At 62.4% G+C, this 26,990-nt stretch carries 18 protein-coding genes; 10 read left to right on the top strand and 8 right to left on the bottom strand.

Going from position 1 to position 26,990, the window contains the following annotated elements; translation table 11 throughout:
- Positions 1-3 precede the first annotated feature (3 nt).
- The gene (locus AXK11_RS07625; RefSeq protein ID WP_068630917.1) at positions 4-1,263 is read left to right on the top strand and encodes a GHMP family kinase ATP-binding protein; all 1,260 of its coding nucleotides are present in this window, start codon (positions 4-6) and stop codon (positions 1,261-1,263) included.
- Here AXK11_RS07625 and AXK11_RS07620 read toward each other — a convergent pair.
- The 3 genes from AXK11_RS07620 to uxuA all read right to left on the bottom strand — a co-directional run bounded on the left by AXK11_RS07620 (position 1,235) and on the right by uxuA (position 3,570).
- The gene (locus tag AXK11_RS07620; protein ID WP_197456846.1) at positions 1,235-1,696 is read right to left on the bottom strand and encodes a type II toxin-antitoxin system VapC family toxin; all 462 of its coding nucleotides are present in this window, start codon (positions 1,694-1,696) and stop codon (positions 1,235-1,237) included. The two genes, AXK11_RS07625 and AXK11_RS07620, sit on opposite strands and share 29 nt — an antisense overlap.
- A complete protein-coding gene (locus AXK11_RS09855) occupies positions 1,653-1,922 on the bottom strand; it encodes a hypothetical protein (protein WP_156469259.1) in 270 nt (89 codons plus the stop codon). The genes AXK11_RS07620 and AXK11_RS09855 overlap by 44 nt, the downstream gene beginning before the upstream one ends.
- A gap of 385 nt (positions 1,923-2,307) precedes the next feature.
- On the bottom strand, positions 2,308-3,570 hold the full coding sequence (gene uxuA / locus AXK11_RS07615; RefSeq protein WP_197456845.1) for a mannonate dehydratase: 1,263 nt from the start codon (positions 3,568-3,570) through the stop codon (positions 2,308-2,310).
- 185 nt (positions 3,571-3,755) lie between these two features.
- Between uxuA and AXK11_RS07610 the strand changes: the two genes are divergently transcribed.
- Positions 3,756-4,433, top strand: a complete 678-nt coding sequence (locus AXK11_RS07610) for an NADPH-dependent F420 reductase (RefSeq protein WP_068630913.1) — start codon at positions 3,756-3,758, stop codon at positions 4,431-4,433.
- A 183-nt stretch (positions 4,434-4,616) separates the two neighbouring features.
- On the opposite strand, the gene AXK11_RS07605 is transcribed toward AXK11_RS07610, so the two are convergent.
- Positions 4,617-5,657 carry a LacI family DNA-binding transcriptional regulator gene (locus tag AXK11_RS07605; RefSeq protein WP_082781027.1) on the bottom strand — a complete coding sequence of 347 codons (1,041 nt, stop codon included), beginning with the start codon at positions 5,655-5,657 and terminating at the stop codon, positions 4,617-4,619.
- Positions 5,658-5,787: 130 nt separating this feature from the next.
- Here AXK11_RS07605 and AXK11_RS09525 point away from each other — a divergent pair, with 130 nt between their 5' ends.
- From AXK11_RS09525 to metF, 3 genes are all read left to right on the top strand, one after another.
- The gene (locus tag AXK11_RS09525; RefSeq protein WP_197456843.1) at positions 5,788-8,046 is read left to right on the top strand and encodes a TonB-dependent siderophore receptor; all 2,259 of its coding nucleotides are present in this window, start codon (positions 5,788-5,790) and stop codon (positions 8,044-8,046) included.
- A gap of 44 nt (positions 8,047-8,090) precedes the next feature.
- Positions 8,091-10,043, top strand: a complete 1,953-nt coding sequence (locus AXK11_RS07600; RefSeq protein ID WP_156469258.1) for an alpha-L-rhamnosidase-related protein — start codon at positions 8,091-8,093, stop codon at positions 10,041-10,043.
- Between the two features lie 196 nt (positions 10,044-10,239).
- A complete protein-coding gene (metF, locus tag AXK11_RS07595) occupies positions 10,240-11,142 on the top strand; it encodes a methylenetetrahydrofolate reductase [NAD(P)H] (protein ID WP_068630909.1) in 903 nt (300 codons plus the stop codon).
- Between the two features lie 471 nt (positions 11,143-11,613).
- Here the strand turns inward: metF and AXK11_RS07590 are convergent, their stop codons facing one another.
- Together AXK11_RS07590 and AXK11_RS07585 are read right to left on the bottom strand one after the other, a co-directional pair.
- Positions 11,614-12,063, bottom strand: a complete 450-nt coding sequence (locus AXK11_RS07590; protein ID WP_068630907.1) for a translation initiation factor — start codon at positions 12,061-12,063, stop codon at positions 11,614-11,616.
- A complete protein-coding gene (locus AXK11_RS07585) occupies positions 12,060-12,392 on the bottom strand; it encodes a hypothetical protein (RefSeq protein ID WP_068630905.1) in 333 nt (110 codons plus the stop codon). Before AXK11_RS07585 ends, AXK11_RS07590 begins: the two co-directional genes overlap by 4 nt.
- Positions 12,393-12,628: 236 nt before the next feature.
- Here AXK11_RS07585 and AXK11_RS07580 point away from each other — a divergent pair, with 236 nt between their 5' ends.
- The 4 genes from AXK11_RS07580 to AXK11_RS07565 all read left to right on the top strand — a co-directional run bounded on the left by AXK11_RS07580 (position 12,629) and on the right by AXK11_RS07565 (position 19,200).
- A complete protein-coding gene (locus AXK11_RS07580; protein ID WP_068630903.1) occupies positions 12,629-15,397 on the top strand; it encodes a 2-oxoglutarate dehydrogenase E1 component in 2,769 nt (922 codons plus the stop codon).
- 76 nt (positions 15,398-15,473) lie between these two features.
- Complete coding sequence (gene odhB, locus AXK11_RS07575; RefSeq protein WP_068630901.1) at positions 15,474-16,763, top strand: 2-oxoglutarate dehydrogenase complex dihydrolipoyllysine-residue succinyltransferase; 1,290 nt, start codon at positions 15,474-15,476, stop codon at positions 16,761-16,763.
- 94 nt (positions 16,764-16,857) lie between these two features.
- Complete coding sequence (lpdA, locus tag AXK11_RS07570) at positions 16,858-18,237, top strand: dihydrolipoyl dehydrogenase (RefSeq protein WP_068630899.1); 1,380 nt, start codon at positions 16,858-16,860, stop codon at positions 18,235-18,237.
- A gap of 279 nt (positions 18,238-18,516) precedes the next feature.
- A complete protein-coding gene (locus AXK11_RS07565; protein ID WP_068630898.1) occupies positions 18,517-19,200 on the top strand; it encodes an HAD family hydrolase in 684 nt (227 codons plus the stop codon).
- Between the two features lie 114 nt (positions 19,201-19,314).
- Here AXK11_RS07565 and AXK11_RS07560 read toward each other — a convergent pair whose 3' ends face one another.
- Complete coding sequence (locus tag AXK11_RS07560) at positions 19,315-25,533, bottom strand: excinuclease ABC subunit UvrA (RefSeq protein WP_156469257.1); 6,219 nt, start codon at positions 25,531-25,533, stop codon at positions 19,315-19,317.
- On the bottom strand, positions 25,530-26,606 hold the full coding sequence (locus AXK11_RS07555) for a glycosyltransferase (protein ID WP_068630896.1): 1,077 nt from the start codon (positions 26,604-26,606) through the stop codon (positions 25,530-25,532). Before AXK11_RS07555 ends, AXK11_RS07560 begins: the two co-directional genes overlap by 4 nt.
- A 39-nt stretch (positions 26,607-26,645) precedes the next feature.
- Between AXK11_RS07555 and AXK11_RS07550 the strand changes: the two genes are divergently transcribed.
- On the top strand, positions 26,646-26,990 hold a 345-nt coding region (locus tag AXK11_RS07550; RefSeq protein ID WP_068630894.1), incomplete at its 3' end, for a phage holin family protein.

Genomic DNA, 26,990 nt, shown 5'->3' with positions numbered 1-26,990 from the left:
CACATGAAAACCGTAACTGCCGAGGCCCCGGGCCGCCTGGACTTCATGGGCGGAGTGGCCGACTACAGCGGCTCGCTCGTGCTGGAGATGCCGCTCTCGCTGACGACGCGCGTGACGATCACGGAGCTGCCGCCGAAGCGCATTTCGCGGGCTTGCGAGTCGTCGGGCTCACCGAAGCTGGTCTTCGCGAGCGAGACTTACGGCGAGACGCAAGTCACCCCCGGGACGCCGCCCGCCGAAGTGCCCAAGTGGCTGCGCTACCCTTACGGCTGCCTGTGGCTCTACGCGAAGGAGCGAGGGAAGCCCGTGGAGAAGCTGGTGTCGAGCGCGAGCCAAAGGGGCGGCGGAGCGGGAGACTCGGGAGGGCTGCGCTTCGAGATCTCGTCGAGCGTGCCGGGGTCGATGGGCGTATCGAGCAGCGCGGCTCTGGAGGTCGCCACGCTGCGCGCGCTGGAGAAGTTTTTCGGCCCGCGGCTCAAGGGCACCGCGCTGGCGCGGCTCGCCCAGCGCGTGGAAAACGAGATCGTGGGCGCGCCCTGCGGGCTCATGGATCAGCTCGCCTCGGCCAACGGGGTGCCGCGCGCGCTGCTGCCGATCCTGTGCCGCCCGGATGTGCTGGGTGCGCCGGTAAAGCTGCCCGCGGGCGTGGTCGCGGTGGGCTGGCCCAGCGGCGTGAAACATGCGGTGAGCGACTCGCCCTACGCGACCGCGCGCGCCGCCGCCTTTATGGGGAAAAAACTCGTTGAGCGCGCGCTCGGGCGGCGGCTCGGCTACGCGACCGAGCTGGCGCCATCGGTCGTGCGCAGCCTGTCGCCCGAAGACTTGCCCGAGAAGATGAGCGGCCGCGCCTTCCTCGCGAGTTTCGGCGGCGTGGACGATCCGCTCTCGGTGGTCGAGCCGCGCCGCAGCTACCCTGTGCGCGCGGGAGTGAGTTTTCCGGTTGAGGAAAACTACCGCGGCGAACTGGCGCTGGCACTGTTGCGCGGCGTGAATGCGAAAAATCGCAGCGAGTCACTGGCCGCACTCGGCGAGCTCCTGTACCAATCGCACGCGGGCTACTCATCCATCGGGCTGGGCTGCCCGGAGACCGATGCGATGGTCGAAGCCGTGCGCGCACAGGGCGCGAGACGCGGCCTCTACGGCGCGCGCGTGAGCGGCGGCGGCAGCGGCGGCACCGTCGTCGTCCTCCTAGAGCGCGAATCGCTGCCCGCACTCACCCGCCTCGCCAAAAAACTCAAACGCCCCGCAACCTTCGTCCTTTGAGTCTCTCCAAAAGCGGCAGCGGCGGCAGAGCTATGACGTCCTTAAACTTGCGGTAATCGCGGTCGAAGCTGGCGATGAACTGGCCAGTTTCGCAGGCCCTCGCGGCAAGCCAACAATCAACGAAGTCGAGGTTGGTTTGTGAGTAGCGCTCCATCGCATTTCGACTGTGCGCACTGATTCTGACTGAGGGCTTTTCCATCAGGGATTGGATGGCGGTAGCAACCTCCTGTCTCGGGATCTTGTAGCGCCCTCGCAGCACCCAAATTACCTCTATTATTACCAAATGATCCAAGTAGAGGCTCCCGGGCGGGGACTCTCCAATAAGCTGGATCGCTTGCGCCGTTTGTTCCGGATCGTCGGCGGTGAGGTAGCGCACTGCGACGTTGGTATCAAGCGCGGCGTCGGCGGGCGGCTTGTCGTTGGACGCGTTCATCACTTGCGGCCGCATATTGGCTGGCGATTTCGTCATCCGTGCGCCTGTCGTTGACCGCGTTTTTGGCGTACTTGGCGAGTATGCCTGCGCCCATCGGTGGGGTTATGACGATTCTCCCCTTTTCCAGATGCACGGAAATATCGCCGCCGGGCTCTACTCCGATCCAGTCGCAGAGGATTTTCGGGAAGGTCGTTTGCCGTCTTTTACCGATGTGGAGGCGTATCATGGCGTCGTGCGTTGGCTGGAGGTTTCGTGAAGGGCGTCGAGTCTCTGCGTGTTTATGCCTGTCGCCCAGCCAAGTCAAGGGAGCCCCCCCTGATGCGTGGTGACAGGAGGTGAGGCATCAAAATGTGAATGAAGCAAAAACCCGTTTGGGCGAGTTTTGGGTTAACGGGAAAATACTGCTCTAGCGCGGCCGTTCGTTCTGCGCTCGCGATGCCGTAAATGGGAGTGGGCAAGTGACGAGCCGCCAGGCGGGAGGGCGAGCGGCTCGCAAAATAAAAGGGTCTGTGACCCCCGCCCCTCCGCCCCTGCGATAGCAGAGCAGAGCTGCCCGCGTGTGTCCTAAGTTGCGCGCGCGTGAGTGGGCGGAGAAGGCACGCGCTGCTTTGCTAGCTCGCCGGCTCCAGCATGGCGGAGATGCCGTGTTGGAGGCCGCGCAGCTCGGCGAGGCCGCGCAGGCGGCCGATGAGCGGGTAGCCCGGGCAGGCGGGCTCGGGGCGGCGGAAGTCGTCGAGAATCTTGTGCGCGTGGTCGGGCCGGAAAACGAGTTGCCAGTTCGGCTCGCCCGCGGCGTGGCGGCGGCGCGTCTCCTCCAGAAACGTGCGGACGACGGCGGCCATTTTTGCGCTGTTAGCGAGGTGTGGGCCTTCGTAGAAGGCGCCGCCTGCGGTGTGCACGACGGTGCGTAAGTGCAGTGCGTGGATGCGGCCCGCGAAGCGGCGTGCGATGCGCGGCAGGTCGTTGCTCGGACGCGCGCCGAGCGAGCCGTTGCAGTAGCAGATGCCGTTGGCGGGCGCATCGACCATTGCGACCAGATCGGCGAGGTCTTGCTCGGTGGAGATGATCCGCGGCAGCCCGAGGATGGGGAAGGGCGGGTCGTCGGGGTGGATCGCGAGGTTTACGCCGACCTCGGTCGCCACGGGGACGATTTCCTGGAGGAAAAGGCGCAGGTGCTCCTTGAGTCTCGCAGAGTCAATGTGCGCGTAGGGTGCGAGCATGCCACGCAGATCGTCGAGCGAGACCTGGCCCTTTAGCCCGGGGAAAAAGTCGAGCGTTTGGCAGATGAAGGCGGCTTGGCCTTGAGAGCCGAGCTTTTCCCAAAACGCGGCGGCGTCTGCGCGCTCTTCGGCGCTGAAATCGCTCTCCGCCCCCGGGCGCGCGAGCCCGTAGAGGTCGAAGGCGGCGAGCTTTACCGGATCGTAGAGCAGGCCCTCGGCGCCATCGTCGAGCGTGTGCGCCATGTCGGTGCGGATCCAGTCCAGCGCGGGCATGAAGTTGTAAATGACGGTGCGGATGCCCGCCGCGGCGAGGTTTCGCAGCGTGGCCTTGTAGTTCTCGATCCGCGCAGCGAAGTCGCCCGTGCGGGTCTTGATACTCTCGTGCACGGGGACGGATTCGACGACCGACCAGCGCAGGCCGGCGGCGGCGATCAGGTCGCGCCGCGCCTCAATGTCGGCGCGCTCCCAGGTCTCGCCATAGGGGATCTCGTGCAGCGCGGTGAAAATGTCGGTCGCGCCCGTCTGGCGAATATCTTCGAGCGGAATCGGGTCGCTGGGGCCAAACCAGCGCATCGCCTCGGCGAGAAAAAGCGGCGATTCCGATTGAGGAACGGTGGCGGCGGCACCGACGGGACTTGGTGGCTGTGCAGACATTTTTTTTTAGCGGGGAAAAGGGAAGGGGGAGAAAGTGGGAAGCGCGGGTTTGTGCGAGTAACGCAACTGGGAGCAGTCTCGGAAAGCCGTAATTTCGGGGCAGAGTGGACACCGAGTTTTCCCAGTTTGGTGCAATAGCGTTACATCAATTGACCAAGTCTTAATGTGAGCTATTGGAAGTATTTATGAAAATTGGAATTATTGGAGCAGGTGCAATGTCCAGGGCGATAGGCAAACATGCCGTCGCTGCTGGCTACAGCGTCATGTTGAGCAATACCCGCGGGAAGTCCGGCGCTGAATCAGTTGCCCAAACGATTGGCTGTCTGGCAGGCTCCGCGCAGGAAGCGGCTTCTTACGGTGACTTGGTGGTATTGGCTGTTCCCTTGCGCGCCTATCGATCATTGCCGTCAACGGAACTGGCAGGGAAGGTGGTCGTGGACCTTCTCAACTACTTTCCGCACCGGGACGGGGTGATTGGAACGCTCCAGCGTGGCGAAATGACCACCTCAGAGCTATTGGCGCAGCAGCTCCCGGGAGCGCGTGTTGTCAAAGCCCTCAACTCGATTACGGTAGAGGATCTTCTCAAGGATGCGCGACCGGCGGGGGCAGCAGAGCGGCGCGCCATGCCGGTTGCAAGTGATGATGCCGATGCAAAATCCGTCGTCTGCGAATTCGTCAATAAACTCGGATTTGACCCGGTAGATGCCGGTGGACTTGCTGAAAGTTGGCGTTTTGAGCGATTCAGACCGGTGTATTGCGTGGCGCTTGATCAGGACACGATGAGAGCCACATTGGCCGCAACCTCGCGTGAGACTACCGTGCCTGATGGCTACTGGCTATACAATCGCAAGGTGCTTCTATAGGCCAGTCCGCCCAGTAGCTCGACGGTAGGCAGCAATGCTCGAAACGTTTACGGTCACCATAAAGTAGTTGCCAGTTACGAGCCTTGGACGCCGCTGCCGGAGCCTGCGGTTTATGGGGCGGGGTTGCAGGCTGTTTCGGTGTTAGAAATGGAGGGGGAGAGGGTGGCAAAAGTGGCTGCTCTACTACAGTCGCGGATAAAGCCCAGCGGCTTCGCACCATTTCCCTTCGAGCATTGTCACTATCGGGTTGGTTGGTAGGCCACGTTCGTTGCGAAGGATTTGGTTAACGACGTCGTCAACGGCCTTGGTGCCGATCGTCTCGAAGAGTTGGTCAATCCCCGCAATCCCATCGGTCGGCTGTTGGTCTAGGCAGGCGAAGGCAGTCTTGCGCAAAGTGGAAATAGGGGTGTGTGGCAGGATGGATTCGCGGAAATGGTTGGAGTTGGCCAAAACGACAGCGTCGGGACGGTGGCGAGCCAGCCAACGAGGAACACTTTGTTGGCGTGTTTGCTCCTCAATCATGAGGATCGGCACGGTTTTGACGCTATCGATTGCGTCGAGTCGGCAGTAAGCCCCGCTGTAGCTGTGGTTAGCACGGAATTCCATATCGGGAGTCATTGCTAGGCCGATACGGCTGAAGCCGCGCTCACGAAGGAGGGCAAAGACGCGGTGTGCATTGTCGAAATGGTGTGTGACAACGCGGTTTACCGGAAGCTCAGTAAAAGAGTATCCGACTGCGGTTGTCGCAAACAGCGTCCAATCGAGCAGCTCGCGATAGGTGTCTGGGCACTTTGCTGGGGTCAGAATGATACCTGCCACACCTCGTGCGAGGAGGGTGCGTGTGAGAACGGCTTTGCTGGGGATCTGACTCAGATTAATGCGGTCGAGCGTGTAGCCAAGCTGCGCCGCGCGTGCTCTGGCCCCGTGGATCAAGCGACTTACGAAAGGGGGCTCATACATGGTTAGCAGCGCGAGGTTTTCGCTCGTCTTGGGGGAGCCGCGCCCGCCTCGCAGATGTGTCATTAAGTGAGTGAGTAACGGGTCGGGGTGATACCCGAGCTCGGCAGCGAGTTTACGGATGCGCTCACGCTGGGGCTGCGAAATTTGGGGTGAGCCTCGCAGCGCGTAGGAGACTGTCATAACACTAACGCGTGCTGCCTGAGCGATGTCCTTTAGGGTGACGCGGGCGGGAGCCTCTGGCGAAGCAGGTTGGGGTTTCTTCATACGGCGGCGGGGGAAGCTTTACGATAAAGCCAAGCGCTATTTGAGCGAGAGCATATTTGTTACTTTCTTCATCGGCGTTGACCTCCTTTGGAGGGCTTTCACTACCCCAACCCCATCTACCCCAATAATTATGAAGACTATTTCCATTGGCATTGCCGTGTCGTTTTTTGTGTTATCGCTTTTTCTTCCTTCTGCATGGTTGGCTGCGCAGTCGGAACCCGAAGTCCCTGCTCCTACTGATACCCAAGTGAGTGGAGAAACTGTGGTGCTCTCTCCTTTTTCAGTGAGAGCTACGGAGACAGGCCGCTATCAAGCAGCCGAAGCGACTTCGGGGGCACGTGTGCGTGTTTCACTCTTTGATACGACACAGAGTGTATCAGTCGTTACGCGCGATTTGATTGAAGACATCGGTGCGGGCCGTATTCTTGATGCGGCTAAATATGTCTCTGGCGTCTACGAGTCTACGATTCCAAACGCACAAGATCGCACAACAATTCGCGGCTTCCAAAGCGACGGAGCCACAATCGATGGCTTCAGCCATTTTTCCTTCCTGAATGTAGATCCGGCAGTGATAGATAGAATAGAGGTTGTTAAAGGGCCCAATGCAATTATTGCCCCTCAGGGGGTGCCCGGTGGCACAGTCAATCTGGTCTCTAAAAAGCCGATATTCCAAAACCGTGGCTCACTTTCAGCCCAAGTCGGGCGTTGGGCTTCTAATCGTGCTGAAGCTGATATTAGTCGTGTGGTGACTCCTGGAAAGATAGCTGTGCGTGTGGTAGCTGCTGCGCAAGATACCGAGGATTATGGTGAACATAATTACCATGAAAGCTATTTGATCATGCCGATGCTCACTTACCGCTTTATCTCGGGGGCTGAGATTACGCTGCAAGTGCAAGCTTACAATGCACTTGCGCTTACTTATGGCGGGATCCCTATTTCGCCCTACGCGACTTCGATGGGGAACTGGCGACTACTTGAAAATATCCCACGCGATACTGTGATTCAGCGAAGAGATGCCTCGCGTCACCAAAGCGGGCAGCATTATCGTGCATTCTTTACCGCTTCGTTATTGGATAATCTGTCGATGCGAGTTGCGGCTAACGTTGTGCACTCTAATGCAACCTCATCGCAGCTTAATATTGGTGCTATCACTAGTTCTCCAGTGATACTCGACCCACTCACGGGGAATACGGTTTGGGATGGTGTTACGCGTAACGACAATCCGCAGTTCCCACTTGGGGCAAGTGTCGTATGGCAAACTAGAACTTATACCAACCTCCAGAACGACTACGTATACGAGCTCGACAGTGATTCTTGGAAGGCGACTACGGTTGCTGGTTGGGCAGCCAGCTTTTCCGGAAACTATGATGACCGGAGTCGTAACTATACTGTTCCTTCTCCGCAGGAGTTGAGAGATTATGTATGGTATCCTTATATGTTTACGAGCTCCGGATTTGATGGTTATGGGCACTCGCGCTCTCGCTCGTACCAATTCTATATTTCACAAGTGGTTAACCTGCTTGAGGGGCGTTTAATTGCTAGTGCAGGCATTTCTTACAATAATTACTACGTTGATAACTATGACGTTTTGCGCGATCTGCGCGGAGCTAATGCTCCAGATGCTTGGTTGCCTTCTGCCGGGCTGGTCTATAAATTTACACCCGGCCTTTCTGCCTACTACGGTTACTCCGAGGTTGCGACTGCGATTGGGCCTAACCTTACTGGTCCGCTAGCCTTTGATAAACAGTCGAGCAAGCAACATGAGTTTGGTATGAGGTTACAATTACTTGAAGGGCGATTTTACGCGAGCGTAGCCTACTTTGACATCAAGCAAGATAATTACTCAGTGCCAAACCAGCTTAATACTGCCGTGCCTCCTCCTCCTATTCCTTTTCCCGATATCTATTCAGATCGTGTTGCGGATGGCGTTGAGTTACAAGTGACCTACAACGTTACCCAAAACTTGGCCCTAGTCAGCAACGCGACCGTCATGAAGAACCGTGATCCGGACAACATGCCATTCCGTGGTACTGCCGAGAAATCGGGTGCGGTGTGGGTTAACTACGATTTCAGGGCAAGTACACCGTTTAAAGGCCTATCGATTGGTATTGGTGCTGATTATTTAAGCAAGCGCGCAGGTGATAACCCAGGTGGTGCAACTTCAGCGAGTACAGTTGATAAGGTTATTCGTATCCAGCCCTCATTTTGGCTGCCTGAGCGCACTTTGGTAAATGTGTCGCTTGGCTATCGTTTAAGCGAATTTTGGAAAGCTCAACTCAATATTGATAACTTGCTCGATAAAGAATACCTCCAGTCTTCAACCAGTCGACAAAATGTGTGGGTTGGCCTTCCGCGCAACGCACGACTGATGCTTAGCTATAATTTCTAGTTATTGATGATCTATGTGCGCTGTGGATATCGTATTTTTTTGTGATGTTTTTTATCTTCTCGTATCCCAATTTTAATCCCCTTATACCTATGGTTATTGTACGACTTTTGGACTTCTTTGTACCGGCTGATTTAACTCGTGTTTTTATTGGTGTTATGACTTTCTCAAGTCTCACGAGTACTGGTGGGGCTACGGCCCTAGTTGAGCTGGTCGAGCAAGAACCTGTTTTGACGACCCAAGTTGATGAGGCGACTTGGCTGATCGACTTTGGAAAAGTCGCCTTTGGTAATCTTGGGCTGAAGTTTCCATCAGCTTTGCCTTATGCGCGGTGGCGTGTTCACTTTGGCGAGGCGGCCACTGTTGAGGGGCGTATTCATCGTGAACCACCAGGGACGGTGCGCTATGCTCAAGTTGAAATCGAGGTGAGTCAAAGTGGCGATTGGCAAATTGTGACTCCAGTGGCTGATGCGCGAAATACGGCGGGCCAGCGCGGCTTCACTCCGCCAGCAGTGCTCACACCCGAGGAGTGGGGCGTGATTTTGCCCTTTCGTTGGGTCGAACTTGAGCGGTTGGGGGAAACTTTGGAGGAAGAGGCCCCTCTAATTGAGGGGAGCGGTGTGAAACCGCTATTCGAGGCCGTACGGCGAGCGGCTTTTGATGCGAGTTGGGATGACTCAGCAGCCTATTTTGAAGCTTCAGACGAGCTTCTTAACCAAATCTGGGAATTGTGTCATTATTCGATTAAGGCGACGACCTATGCTGGGGTGTTTGTTGATGGGGATCGGGAGCGGATTCCTTATGAGGCCGACGCCTACCTCAACCAGCTTAGCTATTACGCCTGCAATCCTGATCCGAGGATGACACGCGCGACTTTTGACCATTTGGTCACGCACCCGACTTGGCCAACGGAGTGGGCTCCGCATATGATATTCATCGCATATGCCGACTGGTGGCATACGGGTGATCACGAGCGACTATCGCAAACTTGGGAGATTTTAAAAAGTAAGCTGCAATTCGACCGCAGCGGGCCTGATGGATTATTGACCAGTACACCTGAGCAGATTGAGCAAGGGGATATCGTAGATTGGCCAATCGGTGAGAGAGATGGCTACGTTTTTACTTCGGTTAATACAGTTGTAAATGCCTTTCACTTGCGCGCACTGGCCCTCATGGCGGAGCTCGCCCACGCGCTCGGATACGAAGAAGATATGCGAGTATATCGTGAGCGTTTTTCGCAGGTACACAGAATTTTTTTGGAGCGTTGCTTTGATCAGGACCTTGGGCTTTTCCGTGATGGAGTGGGCACGGAGCACGTGTCTTTGCACGCCAACCTATTCCCTCTGGCTTTTGGTTTGGCTTTGGATAGTAAGGGGTTGCAAGAGGAAAGGCCTAGTCCGAGCGAAGAGAGGATTGCACAGTGGCTTGCCCAGCGTGGGATGCGCTGCTCCCCTTATGCGGCGCAATATTTGATGGAGGCACTCTTTCTTTATGGAGACCCAGATGCGGCTCTTAGATTGATGACTGCTGATAGTGACCGCAGTTGGAAATACATGGTGAACTCGGGAACGACGATTACTTGGGAGGCTTGGGCGCAGCATTATAAGCCAAATCAAGATTGGAACCATGCGTGGGGCGCAGCTCCGGCTAACTTGTTGCCACGGTTTGTGCTTGGGGTGAGAGCAACTAAGCCGGGATGGGAGCTGATACATGTGCGCCCTTTCTGGGGGAAGTTACTTAGCTACGCAAAAGGGAGGATTCCGACCCCTCGTGGGGGGATAAGCATGCACTGGGAGCGTTCACCAGATTCACGAACTGGCTTCCAGATAAACCTGTCACTGCCCGACGGAGTGGCGGCGCAGGTGGATGTTCCAATTAGCTCCCCCGATGAAGTCGTTTGGGTGGATGGTGTGCAGGTTGAAGTGGAGCGTGTTGGAGCTTACTGGCGAGTACTCCAGCCTGTGGTTGGAGCAGTAACCGTGAGCACTGGGGTGTTTTGACTGGAAGGAGCACCATTGGGGCGAGCAAAAAGGTTGAGGGGAAGAGGGGAGCCATCGGATTGGATGAGAGGAGGCTGACTCCGCCGGTGTCGAAGTCGATGTTGGCTGATCAGAATGAGCCTCAGCCCCTGAGTGTGGCTTTGGGGCTTTTTTTTATTTGTAATGCATCAGGGATGGTTGATGCGTTGTGAGCAGAATGCTTCCAGATCCTGCAATCAGTCGGCTGTTTGGCGAGAGGCCGCGGCCGCTTCGCTCGCTTGAGTTTTTCCCTCCCAAGGACGAGTCGGGCGTGGCGGCGTTGAGGAAAACGGCGGTGGCGCTGCGTGCGTTTCGCCCCGATTTCGTTTCGGTGACTTATGGTGCGGGTGGCGGCACGCGGCAGCGCACGGCGGAGGTGTCGCAGATGCTGCGGTGCGAGTTGGGCTGCGTGGTGATGCCGCACCTGACCTGTGTCGGCCATTCGCGCGCGGAGCTCTACGAGCTCGCGGATGCGATCCACGCGAGCGGGCTGCGCAACATCATGACGCTGCGCGGGGACTTGCCGCGCGGCCCGGCGCAGGATGGCGCAGCAGCGAGCCCCACGCCGCCGCCTGCGGATAGTCCGCGCTATGCGTCGGACTTGGTGGCGCTGCTCAAGGCGCGGCACAGCGATTTCTGCCTCGGGGTGGCGGCTTATCCGGAAAAACATCCGCAGGCGGCGAGTGCGCAGTCGGACATTGATGCGCTGAAGGCGAAGGTAGATGCGGGGGCGGACTTCGCGGTGACGCAGTTGTTTTTCGATAATTCGCTGTACTTCCGTTTCGTGGAAAAGTGCCGCGCGGCGGGGATCACGGTGCCGATCGTGCCCGGGATCTTGCCCGCGCTGTCGCTCGCGCAGGTGCGCCGTTTTACCGCCATGTGCGAGGTGGTGTTGCCGGATGCGCTGGCCTCCCAACTCGACGCGGCAGGCACGGATAATCCCGATGCGGTCGCGGAGCTGGGCACACAATGGGCGCTGCGCCAAGTGGAGGAGCTGCTCGCCGGCGGCGCACCAGGCTACCATCTCTACACGCTCAACCAGGCGCAGAGCGCCCTCGCATTTGGCGCCTGTGGTTTCTGAGCGCCCTGTGCGGGCTGACGGCGAGGCAACGACTCGCCGCACAATGAAACGGTCGAAGACCGCCCTGCGCGGGCGGCGGTGGCGTGGCGCCACGTGCCATTCAATTTGCGATTTTGCACGGGCGCTTTGCGCCCGAACAAAATCGCAAATTTAACGGGACATCCCCCTGTCGCTTCGCGACACGGTCTTCGACCTTTCCATTTTGCAAGCCGCTCGTTGGCGGCTCGTCAGCTGCTTCAGTCCGTGCGCGGCTGAAGCGGATACCCGTTTGGGCGATTTTTTTGGTTCACCGGTAAACTCCAGCCCGATCGGAGATCGGGCATTTCCTACTGTGCGGTTCGTGTTTCGCGCGTTCCGCGCGAAACACGAACCGCACAGTAAATGGAAGTGGCGACCCGCCACCGCTGCCCGCGTAGGGCCACAACCTCAGTCCCACGCGCAGTGGCTGAGGTTACCGCCCTCCTGTCCGCTTTAGCCGCCGGAGAAGACGGGGCGGAAGCCGGCGTCGCGGAGGAGGGCGGCGATTTTTTCGCGTTGGTCGCCCTGGATTTCGATGGCGCCGTCTTTGACGGTGCCGCCGCAGCCGCAGGCGCCGCGCAGGGTTTTGCAGAGGGCGTCTTTTTCGGCGGCGCTGATGCCGACGAAGCCGCTGATGAGGCTCACGGTTTTGCCGCCGCGGCCCGCGGTGCTTCGGCGAATGTCCACGCGGCCGCGGTCGCGTGGGCGCTGCGCTTTTGCGTTTTGTGGCGCGGAAGATGGCGGCGCGCAGGCCGCTGCCGGATCGCGCTCATTGCTGCTACAGGCTGCGGCATTCGCGGCGGCTTCCGGGAGGCCCGCTGCGCTTAAATTTCCAAAAGGGTTTTGGCCGAGGCTCTCGCCACCGCTCGTGGAGACTCGGCCGGGTTTGGCAGGGCGGCTCATGAGGTGGGGGAGCCGCTGGCGCGCGTGTTTGCCGTCGCTGCGGCAGTGTCGCCCGCGCGTGCGCCTGCCTGCCGTTGTGGTCTGCGCGCACTTGGCGGGATGTCGCCTGCGGGGCCGCCGAGAAAGGCGAGTGCTTTGGCGTAGCTGCGGTGCTGGAGGAAGTGCGCGAGCTGCGGGTGCAGGTGCCGCCGCTCGCGGGCGAAGAGCGTGTCGAGCGTTTCGAGCGCGCGGGTGATTTGCCCGACCTGGGCGGCCTGCGCAGCGGTGCCGCCCGCACTCGCGGTTGCTGCTGCTGCCGCGCCTGCCGCTGCGGAGTTTGGCGCAGCCATCGCCGTAGTTAAGCTTATCAGAGAATCTTTTATCAGGGCCTCGGTCATTATCTCAGTTGTTACTAATTCTTTTGCTAGAAAGCCCAAGTGGGATTGCAATCTCGCCTCTCCCTCGTGGCTCTGTCTCATAAGGGCGATCAGCAGTTTTGAACTCTGTACTCCAATTGTCGAAGGCACACTCGGTCGGCCGCGGCTCGCTGCCGTTGCCCGCTGGTGTGCTTCTTTTTTACCCGTAAATGAACTCCCTGTCTGTGCCGACTCAGGCCAATGCCGCCCTCATCGAGGAGGCGTATCACTCTTGGTTACAAAATCCCGACTCGGTTGACCCGACTTGGCGCGCCTTTTTCCAGGGCTTCAAGCTCGGCTACTCGGGGGGCTCGATCAGCGGGCCAGCCGCCGAGAGCGTCAGCATCATCGACGGGCTCAAGCAGTCGCACGTCCACTACCTGATCAGCAACTACCGCGCGATCGGGCACCTGGAGGCGCACCTCGATCCGCTCAGCGAGCCGCCGCCGCCGCACCCGAAGCTGAGCCTCGCGTACTACGATTTGGGCGAGGCGGATCTGGACACGGCCTTCGACGTGGGGACGTATCTGGGCGGCGGGCAGATGACGCTGCGCGACGTGATCGGCAGCCTGCGCGAGACGTACTGCGGCACGGTGGGCGTCGAGTACACGCACATCCAGGACCTCGACGTGCGGCTTTGGCTTCAGGAAAAAATGGAGTCCACGCGCAACCGGCCCGACTTCACCCGCGGCCAGAAAATCCGCATCCTGCGCCGCGTCCACAAGGCCGAGCTTTTCGAGAAATTTCTGCACACGAAGTACATCGGCCAGAAGCGTTTCTCGCTCGAAGGCGGCGAGACGATCATCGCCGCGCTCGACGCGTTGATCGAGCACTGCCCGCAAGTCGGCGTCGAGGAGATCGTCATGGGCATGGCGCATCGAGGCCGGCTCAACGTGTTGACCAGCATCATGCGCAAGTCCTTTGACGAGCTCTTCGCGCAGTTTTCGGAAAACTATATCCCCGACACGGTCGGCGGCGATGGCGACGTGAAGTACCACCTCGGCTACACGGCCATGCTCAAGACGACTACGGGCGGCGAGGTGCATGTGCGGCTGGCGGCGAACCCCTCGCACCTCGAAATCGTCAACCCCGTGGTCGAGGGCAAGGCGCGCGCGCGCCAGCGCATCCGCGGCGACATCGAGCGCACCTGCGTGATGCCCGTCCTCATCCACGGCGATGCGGCCTTCGCCGGTCAGGGCATCGTGGCCGAGACGATGAACTTTTCGCAGCTCGCCGGCTACCGCACAGGCGGCACCGTCCACTTCGTCATCAACAACCAGATCGGCTTCACGACCGATCCGATCGATGCGCGCTCCACGCACTACTGCACCGATGTCGCCAAGATGATCGAGGCGCCCGTCTTTCACGTAAATGGAGACGACCCCGAGGCGGTCAGCATGGTCGCGCGGCTCGCGCTGGAGTTTCGCGTAAAGTTCCACCGCGATGTGGTCGTGGACATGTACTGCTACCGCAAACACGGCCACAACGAGAGCGACGAGCCCGCCTTCACGCAGCCGCAGCTCTACCGCAAGATCAGCAAGCACCCGCAAGTCTCGGCGATCCTCACGCGCAAGCTCACCGAGGAGGGCACGCTCACCGCCGAGGAGGGCGAGGCCATCAAGGCCGAGTACACCCAGGCACTCGAAGCGCACCTCGAAAAAGCCAAAGCGGGCGAGGGCGCCCGCAGCGCCAAGCGCAAGGCCCGCAGCGAGTCGATCACCAGCCGCATCAGCCAGCAGTTCCTGACGCCATCGGCGCGGCTCCAGCCCGGCTTCAACTTTGACCCCGTGCCCACCCACGCGAGCGCGGAAGACGTGGCGGACATCGCCCGCGCGCTCAGCACCTTGCCCGATGGCTTTAACGCCAACACGAAGATCAAGCGCATCCTTGAGCAGCGTGCCGCCGCAATCGCCAAAGGCGAGGGCATCGACTGGGGGCTGGGCGAGGCGCTCGCGATCGGCTCGCTCCTGCTCGAAGGCGTGCACGTGCGGCTCAGCGGGCAAGACTGCCAGCGCGGCACTTTCAGTCACCGGCACGCCGTCCTCCACGACATGGAGACGCAGCAGACGCACATCTCGCTGCGCCACATCCGCGAAGGGCAGGCCATGTTTTGCGTCTACAACTCGCTGCTCAGCGAGGCCGCCGTCCTCGGCTTCGACTACGGCTACGCGACCTACCACGAGCAGATGCTCTGCATCTGGGAAGCGCAGTTTGGCGATTTCGCCAACGGCGCCCAGGTCATCATCGACCAGTTCATCGCCAGCGGAGAGTCGAAGTGGCAGCAGACCTGCGACCTCGTGCTGCTGCTCCCGCACGGCTACGAAGGCCAGGGCCCCGAGCACTCCTCGGCCCGCCTTGAGCGCTTCCTGACGCTGTGCGCGGAGGACAACATCCAGGTCGCCAACCCCACCACGCCCGCGCAGTACTTCCACCTGCTGCGCCGCCAGATGAAGCGCAAGTTCCGCAAGCCGCTCATCATCATGTCGCCCAAATCGCTGCTGCGCCACCCTGCGGCGACCTCGCGGCTCGACCAGTTTACCAGCGGCCAGTTTCAAGAAATCCTGGAGGAGGAAAACGCGCCCGCGAGCGCCGCGCGCCTCATCCTCTGCTCGGGCAAGGTGTACTACGACCTCTGCGACTACCGCGCGAAACACGGCTTTGGCGACGTGGCGATTGTGCGCATCGAGCAGCTGTACCCGCTCAATGCCGAGCGCTTCGGCGAAGTCGCTGCGCGCTACCCGCAAGCCCGCATCATCTGGTGTCAGGAGGAGCCGCAAAACATGGGGGCGTGGACTTACATCGCGCCACAGATCGAGGCGATCACCGGCCGCCGCCCCGCCTACGCCGGACGCGAGCCCGGCGCCTCGCCCGCCGTCGGCTCGCTGGCCTTGCACCATATTGAGCTCGAAGCCTTCCTGAATGCGGCCTTCACCCTCTAGCTTCACAGGTCCCGCACCCTTCCCTCTCCCCCAAAAAAAACATCACCACACCGCGCGCCCGCGCAGCACCGCACCCATGAGCTTGGCAGTTAAAATCCCTAACCTCGGCGAATCGATCACCTCCGGCATTTTAGCCAAATGGCACGTTCAGGACGGCGACTTCGTCCAGAAAGACCAAGTGCTCTTCGAGCTTGAGACCGATAAAATCACCGCCGAGGGCAGCGCCGAAGCTGCCGGAAAAGTCGCGCTCAAAGTCACCGAAGGCACGGAGGTAAAGATCGGCGAGGTCGTCGCCGAGATCGACGAAAGCGCGGCTGGGGCTGCGGCAGCCGCGGGCACCGGAGCGGGCGGGAGTGCCGCGCCGACCGCGCCTGCCAGCATGGCCAAAAACGCTGTGGCCGCAGCGACCACGGCCTCTGCGCAGAATGCCGGTTCGGCTGTTGTCGCTTCTCCCGCCGTGCGCCGAATCGCTGCCGAGACCGGAATCGATCCGGCCAGCCTCAAGGGCACGGGCAAAGACGGGCGCGTGACCAAGGCCGACATGCTCGCCGCGGCCGCCGCGCCCGCATCTGCTCTGCCGGTCAAGCCGGCCGCGCCGACAACGGCGGCTCGCCCACCAGAAAAGGCGGAGACCCCCCATGCGGGCGATCCTTCCGGTTCCAGGGGGCCGCGCCAGAGTCGCAAAAAGCTCAGCCCGCTGCGCGCGCGGATCGCCGAGCGGCTTGTGCAGGCCCAGCACGAGGCCGCCATGCTCACCACCTTTAACGAAGTAGACATGTCGGCGGTCATGGCACTGCGCAAAAAGTATCAGGACAGCTTCAGCAAAAAACACGGCATCAAGCTTGGCTTCATGTCCTTCTTCGCGAAGGCGGTCGTCCACGCGCTTCAGGAAGTCCCCGCGATCAACGCGCAGATCGACGGCGACTCGCTCGTGCAAAATCACTACTACGATCTCGGCGTCGCCGTCTCCACGCCCAAGGGCCTCATGGTGCCCGTCATCCGCGGCTGCGACACGCTTGGGATGGCCGATATTGAAAAGCAGATCGCCGATTGCGCCGCGCGCGCCCGCGACGGCAAGATCACGCTCGCCGATCTCGAAGGCGGCGTCTTCACGATCACCAACGGTGGCATCTTCGGCTCGATGCTCTCGACCCCGATCCTCAACGCGCCGCAAAGCGCGATCCTCGGCCTGCACGCCATCAACGAGCGTCCGGTCGCGGTCGACGGTCAGGTCGTCATCCGCCCGATGATGTATCTCGCGCTCAGCTACGATCACCGCGTCGTCGATGGCCGCGAGGCCGTCACCTTTTTGGTTAAAGTGAAGCAGGCGATAGAAGACCCCGCGCGGCTGCTCCTCGGCGCTTGAGCGCACGTGCACTGCACACTGCCTGCCTGCTGCCCGCAACGGCCCCGCCGCCTGCCAGCCCGCCACCCACCACGTCTGGACTCGTTTACGCATCATGGAAACTTACGACCTCATCGTCATCGGCGCGGGCCCCGGCGGCTACGTGTGCGCATTTCGCGCGGCACAGCTCGGCCTCGGGAAAATCGCCCTCATCGATAAGCGGGCGACGCTCGGCGGCACTTGCCTCAACGTCGGCTGCATCCCGAGCAAGGCGCTGCTCGCCTCCTCCGAGCACGTCGTCTTCGCCAAAAAACACGCGGCGGAGCACGGCCTGAAAATCGCCGGACTAGAAGTCGATCTGCCCGCGATGCTGAAGAAGAAAGAAAGCATCGTTGCCAAGATGACGAGCGGCCTCGCTGCGCTGGCCAAGGCGCGCAAGGTCACGGTGATCAGCGGCGAGGCCCGCTTCCTCGACGCGAAGACGCTGGCCATCGGCGATAAAAAACTCGGCGCGGCAAACATCGTCGTCGCCACCGGCTCTGCGCCCGTCGAGCTGCCCTTCCTCAAATTCGATGGCGAGCGCATCGTCTCCTCGACCGAGGCCCTCAGCTTTTCCGCTGTGCCGCAAAAACTCGCTGTCGTGGGCGGCGGCGCGATCGGGCTTGAGCTCGGCTTAGTCTGGGCGCGGCTCGGCGCGGAGGTCACGGTTGTGGAGTTTCTCCCGCAGATCGGCGGCCCTGTGGCCGATGCCGATATCGTCCGCCAGTACACGCGCCTGCTCCAGGCACAGGGGCTCAAAATCGAAGTCGGCGCCAAAGTCACCGGCTGGGAAAAGGGCACGCTGCACGCCGAGCGCGACGGCAAGCCGCTGCGTTTTGCTGCGGATAAGGTGCTCGTCTCCGTGGGCCGCCGGCCCTTCACCGACTCGCTCGGCCTCGACAAGGCGGGCGTCGCCCTCACGCCCTCGGGCCGGATTCAGGTCGATGCGCAGTTGCGCAGCAGCGTGCCGCACATCCGCGCGATTGGCGACGTGGTCGATGGCCCCATGCTCGCACACAAGGCCGAGGAGGACGGCGCCGCCGTCGCCGAATGGATCGCCGGAAAAGGCGGGCACATTAATTGGGACCTGATGCCCGCGATCATTTACACCGACCCCGAGCTGGCGACCGTCGGGCTCGGCGAAGACGCTGCCAAAAAAGCGGGCCGCAAGGTCAAGGTCGGCAAATTCAACTTTGCCGCCAACGCGCGCGCCCACGCCAACGACGGGGCCGAGGGCTTTGTGAAAATCATCGCCGATGCGGAGACTGACCAACTGCTCGGCGCGCAAATCCTGGGCAAAAACGCGGGCGAGCTCATCAGCGAAGTCGTCACTCACATGGAGTACCACGGCAGCGCCGAAGACCTCGCGCGGACCATCCACGCCCACCCGACCATGAGTGAAGCCGTGAAGGAGGCCGCACTCGCCGTGGGCAAATCCGCCCTCCACGCTCTCTGAGTGGAGCGCGCACGGCGCACGCGCGGATTATGCGGACTTCTGGGCTACGGGTTGGAGGGGCGCAGAGGTGCACGCGCCATGCGGCCTGCCCCGCCTCACCGCTTGGGCCAGTTTCAGTAAGTACTTTTCCTCTTCGCCTCTTGCTGCGGGCGGCAACGACCGTGCCGCATGACGGAGAAGCCAGAGGTCCCGCGGGAGCGTGAGTGGGCTCCCTGAGTAGTAGCCGCAGCGCCCGCACGCTTTACCGCTCGGGGGATTGCCGTCTAGCTCGGCGCGCACATGGACACACTGTTACTCTGGGACATTGATGGCACGATTATCGCCGGTCGCGGCGCAGGCGTTCGCGCGATGGAGCGCGGTTTCCAGAAGGCCTTTGGCCAAGACTGCGATCTGGGTGTGGTCGATTGGGCGGGCCGTACCGATAAGTGGATCACCCGTGCCGTCCTGGAGCATTTCAAGATCGAGCCCAGCGAGGCAAATATCGCCCGCTACCTCGACGCCTACCTGGAGGTGCTCGACGAAGAGCTCACGCGCGGCCCGGGCGAGCTGCTCCCGGGCGTGATCGGACTGCTCGACACATTCCACGCCAACCCGCGCGTCGCCCAAGGGCTGCTCACGGGCAACCTCCGCGCAGGCGCGCAGCTCAAACTCGCCCGCTACGACGCTTGGCACTACTTTTCGTTTGGGGCATTCGCCGACGATAGCGCGCTGCGCAACGAGCTGGGCCCGCATGCGCTGCGCCGTGCCCAGGCTGCCAACGGAGGCCGCGCCTTTGCGCCGGAGCGCTGCTTCATCATTGGCGATACACCGCGCGACATCGAGTGCGCGCGTGTGATCGGCGCACAAGCAATCGCCGTGGCAACGGGGACATTCACACTGGCCGAGCTCGCGTCCCACTCGCCCACACTCGCCCTCGCCGATCTATCCGACCCCAGCGAGTTCCTCCAAACCATCCTGGGCTAAGGCCCTGCGCTGCCTCCCGGGTGCTTTTGGTTTTTCCCGTTTGTAGTCATGGCGCTGCCACTGGGGGGGCGTCGGCGGATGCGTGACCGCGGCGCAGGGGAGTGAAAGGGCAGATCAGCGGCTTTGCAGTTTTTCGCGGAGGTAGGGGGCGGTGGGGGACTGGGGGGCGAGCTCGGGGTTTTCGAGCAGGCCGGGGAGCTCGCCTTGGTAGAGGAGTTGGCCGCCGCCGGGGCCGCCACTGGGGCCGAGCTCGACGAGGTAATCGGCCTCGGCGAGGAGGTCGAGGTGGTGCTCGATGACGATCACGGTGTGGCCTTGATCGACGAGGGAGTGGAGCACGCCGATGAGTTTTTCGCAGTCGCTGAGGTGCAGGCCGATCGAGGGCTCTTCGAGGATGTAGAGGTTGTGCGGGAGCTGGCCGCGGGTTTTCTCGCGGTAGCTGCTGAGCCCGCGCACGAGCTCGGTCACGAGTTTGAGCCGCTGGGCTTCGCCGCCAGAGAGCGTGGGCGAGCTTTGGCCGAGCGAGAGGTAGCCGAGGCCGCAGTCGACCATCAGTTGGCAGACTTCGGCGAGGCGGCTGTGAAAGTCAAAAAACGCAGCGGCTTCCTCAAAGCTCATCTGGAGCACTTCGCCGATAGACTTCCCCTTCCAGCGGATTTCCGAAATCTCGGGTGCGTAGCGGCTGCCGCCGCAGTCTTCGCAGGGCAGGTAGGTCGCGGGCATGAAGGCCATTTCCAGTTTGATGCGGCCTGCGCCGGCACAGGTTTCGCAGCGGCCGCCCGCAGTGTTGAAGGAAAAGCGGCTGGCGCTGTAGCCGCGCATTTTGGCTTCGGGCAGCGAGGCGAAGAACTGGCGGATCAGGTCGAAGATGCCGAGGTAGGTCGCGGGGGTGGAGCGCGGCGTTTTGCCAATCGGCGATTGGTCGACCTCGATCACGGATTTGAAGCGGTGCCCGTTGATGAGCTCAGCAAAGGGAGTCGCAGACTCCTTTACTGTGCGCGCATCCGTTGGTGCGCCGTCGGGGCGACTGGTTGTTTGCTGGCTGAGCGCTGCGGTGCGACTGCGCTTGGGCTTGGGCGGGGTGAGTTTGGCTTTCCCGGTTTTGATGGCTTGGGTGACGGCGGGGTGGAGGATGTCGCGAAAGAGCGTGGATTTTCCCGCGCCGCTGGGGCCGGCAACCATGATCAGGCGCCCGAGCGGCAGGTGCAGATCAATGCCGCGCAGGTTGCGCAGGGTGGCGCCTCTTAAGGTCAAGGTATCCGCGGCGCTGTTTTTGCGGCGCGGGCGGGGCGGGAGGGCGGCTGGCCCTTGGCGTGTCTTGGCCGTCGCCGCTGCGGCAGCGGCAGTGTCGGCTGCGATGAGTTCGCGCAGGCTTTCGGGGAGCGTTCGGTAGTGGCCGCGTGTGGGGTGCGAGATGCCTTTTTTGAGGAAAAGGCCGGTGAGCGATTTCGCGTTGCGCTTGATCTGCGCGGGCGTGCCGCTGGCGAGCAGTTCGCCGCCGCGGAGTCCGGCGGCGGGGCCCAGGTCGATGATGTGGTCGGCGCGCTCCATGAGTGTATCGTCGTGTTCGACGACGAGCAGCGTGTTGTTCTTTGTGCGCAGGGCTTGGAGGGTCTCGATGAGGGAGTCGTTGTCGCGCGCGTGCAGGCCGATTGAGGGTTCGTCGAGGACGTAGAGGACGCCGGAGAGATTGGAGCCGAGCTGTGCGGCGAGCCGGATGCGCTGCGCTTCGCCGCCGGAAAGGGTGGCCGTGGGCCGGTCGAGCGAGAGGTAGCCGAGGCCCACGGAGTCGAGGAACTTTAGCCGCTCTTCGATCTGCGGGATGATGTCTTGGGCGATGGCGCGCCCGCGGGCGTCGAGGTCGAGCCGGGCCAGGTGGGCGAGCAATTCGGCGGGTGTGAGCGCGAGCAGCTCGGGCAAACTTGCCGAGTCTCTTATCGCGGGCGCGACCGCAGTGGCTGCCGCTGTGCTGGCCGCCGCTGGCGCGCGGCCCATTTCGGCTGGCGCCTTGAAGTAGAGCCTCACCGCGCGTGAAACGCGGTTAAGCCGCGTGCCGTGGCAGTCGGGGCAGGGCTGCCCGTCTTCGGAAATGTCTTCGCCGGTTTCGATGCCGAAGTTGCGGAGCCGAGCGGTCGGATCGTCATCGTCATCGGCCGCCTGTTCGAGCATCCACGGGAAAACCATACCGTGGCCGCGACAGGTGGGGCACCAGCCGCGCGGTGAGTTGAACGAGAAGTGTTTGGGGTCGAGCTCGGGGAAGGACTCGCCCGTCTCGGCATCCGTGCGCGTGGTGGAGAGCCAGCGGAGCAGGCCGCCTTTGCCCGCTGGCTGTTTTTTGCCAGTGCGCTTCTTTTTCGCGGCGGTTTCGGGGGCTTCCCCAGAGACGAGCAGGCAAGTGCTCTTACCCAGCTTGAGGCCGGTATCGAGTGCGCGTTCACGCTCGCCCACGCTGGCGCGCTTCAAGTCGGCGATGACGACCTCGATGTCGTGCTCGCGATAGCGGTCGAGTTTTTCAAACGCGGCGACAGGCAGCACGCGCCCATCGGCGCGCATGAGCGTGTAGCCCTGCTTGTCGATCCAGGTGGCGATGGGTTGGTGGTGGCCCTTGCGTCCGCGAATGAGTGGCGCGCACAGGTAGAGCGCCTCGGTGTGCTGGGCTTCGGGGCTGTCGAGCAGCCGCGCGAGCAGTTCGCGCAGTTGCGCCGGACTCAGCGGCGTGACGGGGCGGCCGGTCTCCGGGTGGTGCTGCATGCCGAGCCGCGCGTAGAGCAGCCGCAGGTACTGGGCGACCTCGGTGATCGTGGCGACGGTGGACTTGCGCGAGCCGCGCGTGACGCGCTGCTCGATCGCCACGGTGGGCGGGATGCCACTGAGCGAGTCGATGGCGGGGCGCGGGAGCTGCTCGACGAACTGGCGCGCGTAGGCGGACATCGACTCCATGAAGCGCCGCTGGCCTTCGGCAAAGATGATGTCAAAGGCCAGCGTGGACTTGCCCGAGCCGGAGACACCGGTGACGACCGAGAGCGTGTGGTGCGGGATCGTGAGCGAGAGGTTTTTGAGGTTGTTCTCGCGCGCGTTGATCAGTGTCAGCGCATCGTTTCTTTGCGCAGGCGTGCGGGTGTGCGGCGCGCTTTCGACACTGTGCGCAGCGGCTGGCTGGCGCCCGGAGCGGACGGGCTGGAGCAGCCTGCGCAGGAATGGAGAGGTCGCGGTGGCGGCTTGGGCGATCTGCTCGGGCGTACCCGCTGCGACGATTCTGCCGCCTGCGCTGCCCGCGTCGGGGCCGACTTCGATGAGCCAGTCCGCCGATTTGAGGACATCCAGGTTGTGCTCAATCACGATGACGGAGTGGCCGCCGTCCACGAGGTTTTGGAGGATGCCGAGCAGTCGCTTGATGTCGTGCGGGTGCAGGCCAGTCGTGGGTTCGTCGAGCAGGAGCAGTGCGCCCACTTCGGTTTGCGCGGGAGCAGCGGCGTTTGCGGCGGCTTTTGTTTCCGTTTTTGCGGAGAGGTATTTCAGCAGCTTCAGCCGTTGGGCTTCGCCGCCAGAGAGCGTATTGAGTGGCTGGCCGAGCGTGAGGTAGCCGAGCCCGAGCGAATCGAGCGCGCTCAGTTTTTCCAAAATCCTGGGCTGATCGGCGAAGAGGGGCAGGGCGGCAGATACGCTGGTTTCCAGCAGGTCGGCGACCGAGTGCTCGCGCCAGCGGATGGCGAGCGTCTCGGGCTTGAAGCGGCGGCCTTCGCAGACAGGGCAGGGCACGAACACGTCGGAGAGAAACTGCATCTCGACCTTTTCGTAGCCGCGACCTTGGCAGTGCTCGCAGCGGCCATCGCCGCTGTTGAAGGAGAAGCTGGAGGCGGTGAGCCCGGCGGCCTGGGCGGCGGGCGTGGCGGCGTAGAGCGCGCGGATGTCGTCCCAGGCCTCGCAATACAGCGCGGGGTTGGAGCGTGGCGTGCGGGCGAGTGGCGACTGGTCGACGAGGACGACCTCGCCCAGCGACAAGTCGCAGTGCAACGCGCCGATGGTGGCGGGCTCCTCGACGTGCTGGCCGCGCGTGGCCATGAGCCCTTGGTAAATGACGTGGTTGAGCAGGGTCGATTTTCCGGAGCCGGACACGCCGCTGAGTGCGACGAAGCGCTGGAGCGGCACGCGCAGCGAGAGCTCGCGCAGGTTGTGCTTGGTCGCCCGCTCGATGTGCAGCGCGGGAGTCGGGGGCTGGGGCGCAGACCCGTTTACTTGGCGGGCCGCGTGTTGGCGGCCCAACGAGGTGCTGCCGGCGTCGCTATCTTTGCTGGTGCTCTGGCTGGCGGGGAGAGGGGGCAGCGTGACCTCGCGCCGCGCGCGCGGTGCATCGATTTTCTCGCGGCCCGAGAAGTAGGCGCCCGTGAGGCTCTGCGGCGCGGCGAGCATCTGCGGCACGCTGCCTTGGAAGACGACGTGCCCGCCCGCGCTTCCGGCCTCGGGGCCGATCTCCACGACGTGATCGGCGGCGCGGATCATGGCTTCGTCGTGCTCGACGACGACGACGGTGTTTCCCGCTGCGGTGAGGCTGCGGATGATCTCGATGAGCCGGTCGATGTCGCGCGGGTGCAGGCCGACGGAGGGCTCGTCGAGGACGAAGAGCGTGTCGACGAGCGAGGAGCCCAGGCAGCTCGTGAGGTTGACGCGCTCGACCTCGCCGCCGGAGAGCGTGCGCGAGCTGCGGTCGAGCGTGAGGTAGCCGAGGCCGACTTTTTCGAGATAACGCAGCCGGGTGAGAATCTGGACGGTGGCAGCGCCGACTGCCGCCTCGGCACTGCGCGCTTGTGCGGCTCCGCGTTTATTTGCCGCGTCTTGCTCGCTTCCCTCAATGAGGGCGAGCAGCCCGGATACGGGGAGCTGGTAAAGCTCGGGGAGCGTCCGGCCCTGCCAGCGCCAGCAGAGCGCCTCGGGCTGGAGCCGCGCGCCGTGGCAATCGGGGCACGTGTTGTAGCTGCGGTAGCGCGAGAGAAAGACGCGCACGTGCATCTTGTAGGTGTTCTTCTCCAGCCAATCGAAGAAGCCCTTGAGCCCGTACCAATACTTCGGCCAGCCGCGGCCCTCGGCTTCGTTGTAGTCGGGCTCGCCGTAGATCACGAGGTCGCGCTGTTCGGGCGTGAGCGCGGCAAAGGGAATTCGCGTCGGGATCTTCAGGCGCCGCGCGACTTTGAGCAGGTCTTTCTTTGATTCGCCGTAGATGTCGCTCTCCCAGCACTTGATCGCGCCGCCCTCAATTGAGAGCGAGTGGTCGGGGATCGCGAGGCGGTAGTCTACCTCGATGACGCGACCAAAACCGCGACAGCGCGGGCAGGCGCCGAGCGGCGAGTTGAAGGAGAAGAGCGCGGGGCTCGCCGCGCGAAACTGGCGGCCCGTGCCGGGCGAGTGCAGCCCTTTGGAGAAGTGGGCGACTTGCTCGCAGGATTTCGCCGCGTCGCGCTCGCTTGTATCGTGGCTGAAGAGGAACACCTGGCCCTGCCCAAAGTGCAGCGCGGTCTCGGCGGCTTCGAGAAAGCGCGCGCGCGCCTCCGGCTGAATCGTGAGCCGGTCCTGGATAACGTAAATGCGGCAGTCTTCGACCGTTTTACTTTGCGAAGCCCCCGTTGGGGCTTCGCCTGAAACCGCTCCGGCCTCACCGCTAGGCGAGTCAGCGAGCGCGTCGATTTTTTCCACACGAGTGCCCACGATTACGCGCGTGTAGCCTTGGGCTTTCAGGTTTTGGAAAATCTCGCCCCAGCCAAGCGCGGCAGGCCGATTGACGGCGAAGCACAGCAGCAGCGTGCGGCTCTCGAAGCCGGCGAGGGTTTTCTGCCAAATGCTCGCTGGCGTATCGTCCTCGACTTCCTCGCCCGTGTCGGGGTCGTAGCAGTGTGCGTTTTGGGCGAACCACACTTTGAAGTAGTCGCAGAGCTCCGTCATCGTCCCGACGGTCGAGCGCGAGGTTTTTACCGTATTGGTCTGCTCGATGGCGATTGAGGGGCGGATGTTCTCGATCGAGTCGACCTTGGGCGCGGGCAGCAGCTCGAGGAACTGGCGGGTGTAGGCACTAAAGGTCTCGACGTAGCGGCGTTGGCCTTCGGCGTGCAGTGTGTCGAAGACGAGTGAGGATTTTCCCGACCCGCTCAGGCCGGTGACGGCGATGTATTTCCCGAGCGGCAGGTCGAGGTCGAAGCCTTTGAGATTGTTTTGCCGGACGCCGCGCAGCTTTAGGGTCGAGGAGTCTTTTTTCGCGCGCGCTGCCGATGGTCGCAGGGGCGCAGCCCCTTTTGGGGAGCGTTGAGACGAAGCGGGCTTGGTGGGGGTGTGGGCGCGGTTCAATTTTTGGAGAGCAGGTGGGTGAAGAGGGCGAGGTAAGCGGCCGCAGGATCGTGGGCTTCCTCATGCATGGGAGCTCGGTCGAGCGACCGTGTCTTTGGTTGAGCGAAGTGCAGGATCGCCTGGCGAAAGCTGTCGTAGTCGTCCGGCTCGATCACAAGGCCGGTTTCTCCCGGGCGGGTGAAGCATTCCTCGATTCCCTGGGCGCGTGCGGCGACGGCTGGAAGTCCAGCGGCCTGGGCTTCGAGCAGGAAGTTGCACAGCGACTCGCTGCGCGAGGCATGTACGGCAAGGTCGGCAGCGGCGTAGAGCGGGCGCGGATCGCTCACGAAACCGAGGAAGCGCACGCGCTCGGTGACACCGAGCCGGGCGGCGCGCGCGCGGCACTCGGCGAGTTTTTCGCCATCGCCTGCGAGCCAGAGTTGCCAATCGAAATCACTGCGCAGCCCGGCGGCGATCTCGATCAGGGCGCGTTGGTTTTTCTCGGGGCGAAACATCGCGCAATCGAGCAGCACGGTGCTTTGCGCCGGGGCGCGGTGCTCGCGCCGCAGGGCCGCGCGCGCCTGCGCGGCCTCGGGCTGCGGCAGCGGCGGGAAGACCAGCGCGTTGGGGATGACGCTGACCCGCTCGGGCGGCACGGCGTAGCGGCTCTGGAGCGTCGCGCGCGCGGCTTGGCTGTTGGCGACGATGTGGGTGACTCGCGCGAGTGAGCGTCGCGCGAGCAGCGGCAGCGGCTTCCCCGTGCGCATTGTGGCGACCGTGAGGGCAGAGCTCTCGGTCGCGGCGATGCGGCCCGCGTAGCAGTTGGCCATCCGGCCCATGCACAAGACGACGTCGGGCGCAGTGCGGCGGATCGCGCGGCACAGGCCCGGTGCGAAGAAGTCGAGCCGCGTATCAAAGGCTTGCAGCGTGCGCCGCGTGACTGCGGGCGAGAGGGTGGGGGCGAGCGGCCCGCCCGGGCGAAAGCTCAATAGCTGCGTCGGGTGGCCGGCTGCCGCGAAGGCATTCGCCAGCAGGACGCTTTGTCGCTCGGTGCCGCCGCTGCGCAGGTAGTCTTGTACGAGGAGTATTTTCATTGCGGGGTGTCGCTGCGGGCGGGAGCTTGCGGAGCAAAAATGAGCGCATCTTTACCGCAACTCATCATTCGTTGGCTGGTGCTCGCCGTGGGGGTAACGGTCGCCACGCACTTGATTCCCGGGATCGTGTGCGAGACGCGTACGGCCCTTTTCGTGGTCGTGGTGCTGCTCAGTTTCTTTAACGCGATCCTGCGGCCGATCCTGGTGTTCTTCGCACTGCCTTTCATCGTGGCGACCTTGGGGCTGGGGATGGTGATCATTAATGCGCTGCTGTTCTTGCTCGTGGGCCGGCTGGTGGAGGGCTTTCACGTAAGCGGTTTCTGGGCCGCTGTGGGTGGATCGCTGATCGTGAGTGCGACGAACTACTTGATCGGGGGGCTACTG

Origin of the sequence: Cephaloticoccus primus (assembly GCF_001580015.1) — a bacterium.
Classification (GTDB): Bacteria; Verrucomicrobiota; Verrucomicrobiia; order Opitutales; family Opitutaceae; genus Cephaloticoccus; species Cephaloticoccus primus.
Note: the sequence above shows the minus strand (reverse complement) of the source record. Positions and strands in the feature narration are given on the sequence as shown.

Bases quoted from the DNA above. Each gene is read 5' to 3' on its own strand.
- AXK11_RS07625 (WP_068630917.1), top strand. From the start codon at position 4: ATGAAAACCGTAACTGCCGAGGCCCCGGGCCGCCTGGACTTCATGGGC.
- AXK11_RS07620 (WP_197456846.1), bottom strand. From the start codon at position 1,696: ATGAACGCGTCCAACGACAAGCCGCCCGCCGACGCCGCGCTTGATACC.
- AXK11_RS09855 (WP_156469259.1), bottom strand. From the start codon at position 1,922: ATGATACGCCTCCACATCGGTAAAAGACGGCAAACGACCTTCCCGAAA.
- uxuA (WP_197456845.1), bottom strand. From the start codon at position 3,570: ATGTCTGCACAGCCACCAAGTCCCGTCGGTGCCGCCGCCACCGTTCCT.
- AXK11_RS07610 (WP_068630913.1), top strand. From the start codon at position 3,756: ATGAAAATTGGAATTATTGGAGCAGGTGCAATGTCCAGGGCGATAGGC.
- AXK11_RS07605 (WP_082781027.1), bottom strand. From the start codon at position 5,657: ATGAAGAAACCCCAACCTGCTTCGCCAGAGGCTCCCGCCCGCGTCACC.
- AXK11_RS09525 (WP_197456843.1), top strand. From the start codon at position 5,788: ATGAAGACTATTTCCATTGGCATTGCCGTGTCGTTTTTTGTGTTATCG.
- AXK11_RS07600 (WP_156469258.1), top strand. From the start codon at position 8,091: ATGTTTTTTATCTTCTCGTATCCCAATTTTAATCCCCTTATACCTATG.
- metF (WP_068630909.1), top strand. From the start codon at position 10,240: ATGCTTCCAGATCCTGCAATCAGTCGGCTGTTTGGCGAGAGGCCGCGG.
- AXK11_RS07590 (WP_068630907.1), bottom strand. From the start codon at position 12,063: ATGAGCCGCCCTGCCAAACCCGGCCGAGTCTCCACGAGCGGTGGCGAG.
- AXK11_RS07585 (WP_068630905.1), bottom strand. From the start codon at position 12,392: ATGGCTGCGCCAAACTCCGCAGCGGCAGGCGCGGCAGCAGCAGCAACC.
- AXK11_RS07580 (WP_068630903.1), top strand. From the start codon at position 12,629: ATGAACTCCCTGTCTGTGCCGACTCAGGCCAATGCCGCCCTCATCGAG.
- odhB (WP_068630901.1), top strand. From the start codon at position 15,474: ATGAGCTTGGCAGTTAAAATCCCTAACCTCGGCGAATCGATCACCTCC.
- lpdA (WP_068630899.1), top strand. From the start codon at position 16,858: ATGGAAACTTACGACCTCATCGTCATCGGCGCGGGCCCCGGCGGCTAC.
- AXK11_RS07565 (WP_068630898.1), top strand. From the start codon at position 18,517: ATGGACACACTGTTACTCTGGGACATTGATGGCACGATTATCGCCGGT.
- AXK11_RS07555 (WP_068630896.1), bottom strand. From the start codon at position 26,606: ATGAAAATACTCCTCGTACAAGACTACCTGCGCAGCGGCGGCACCGAG.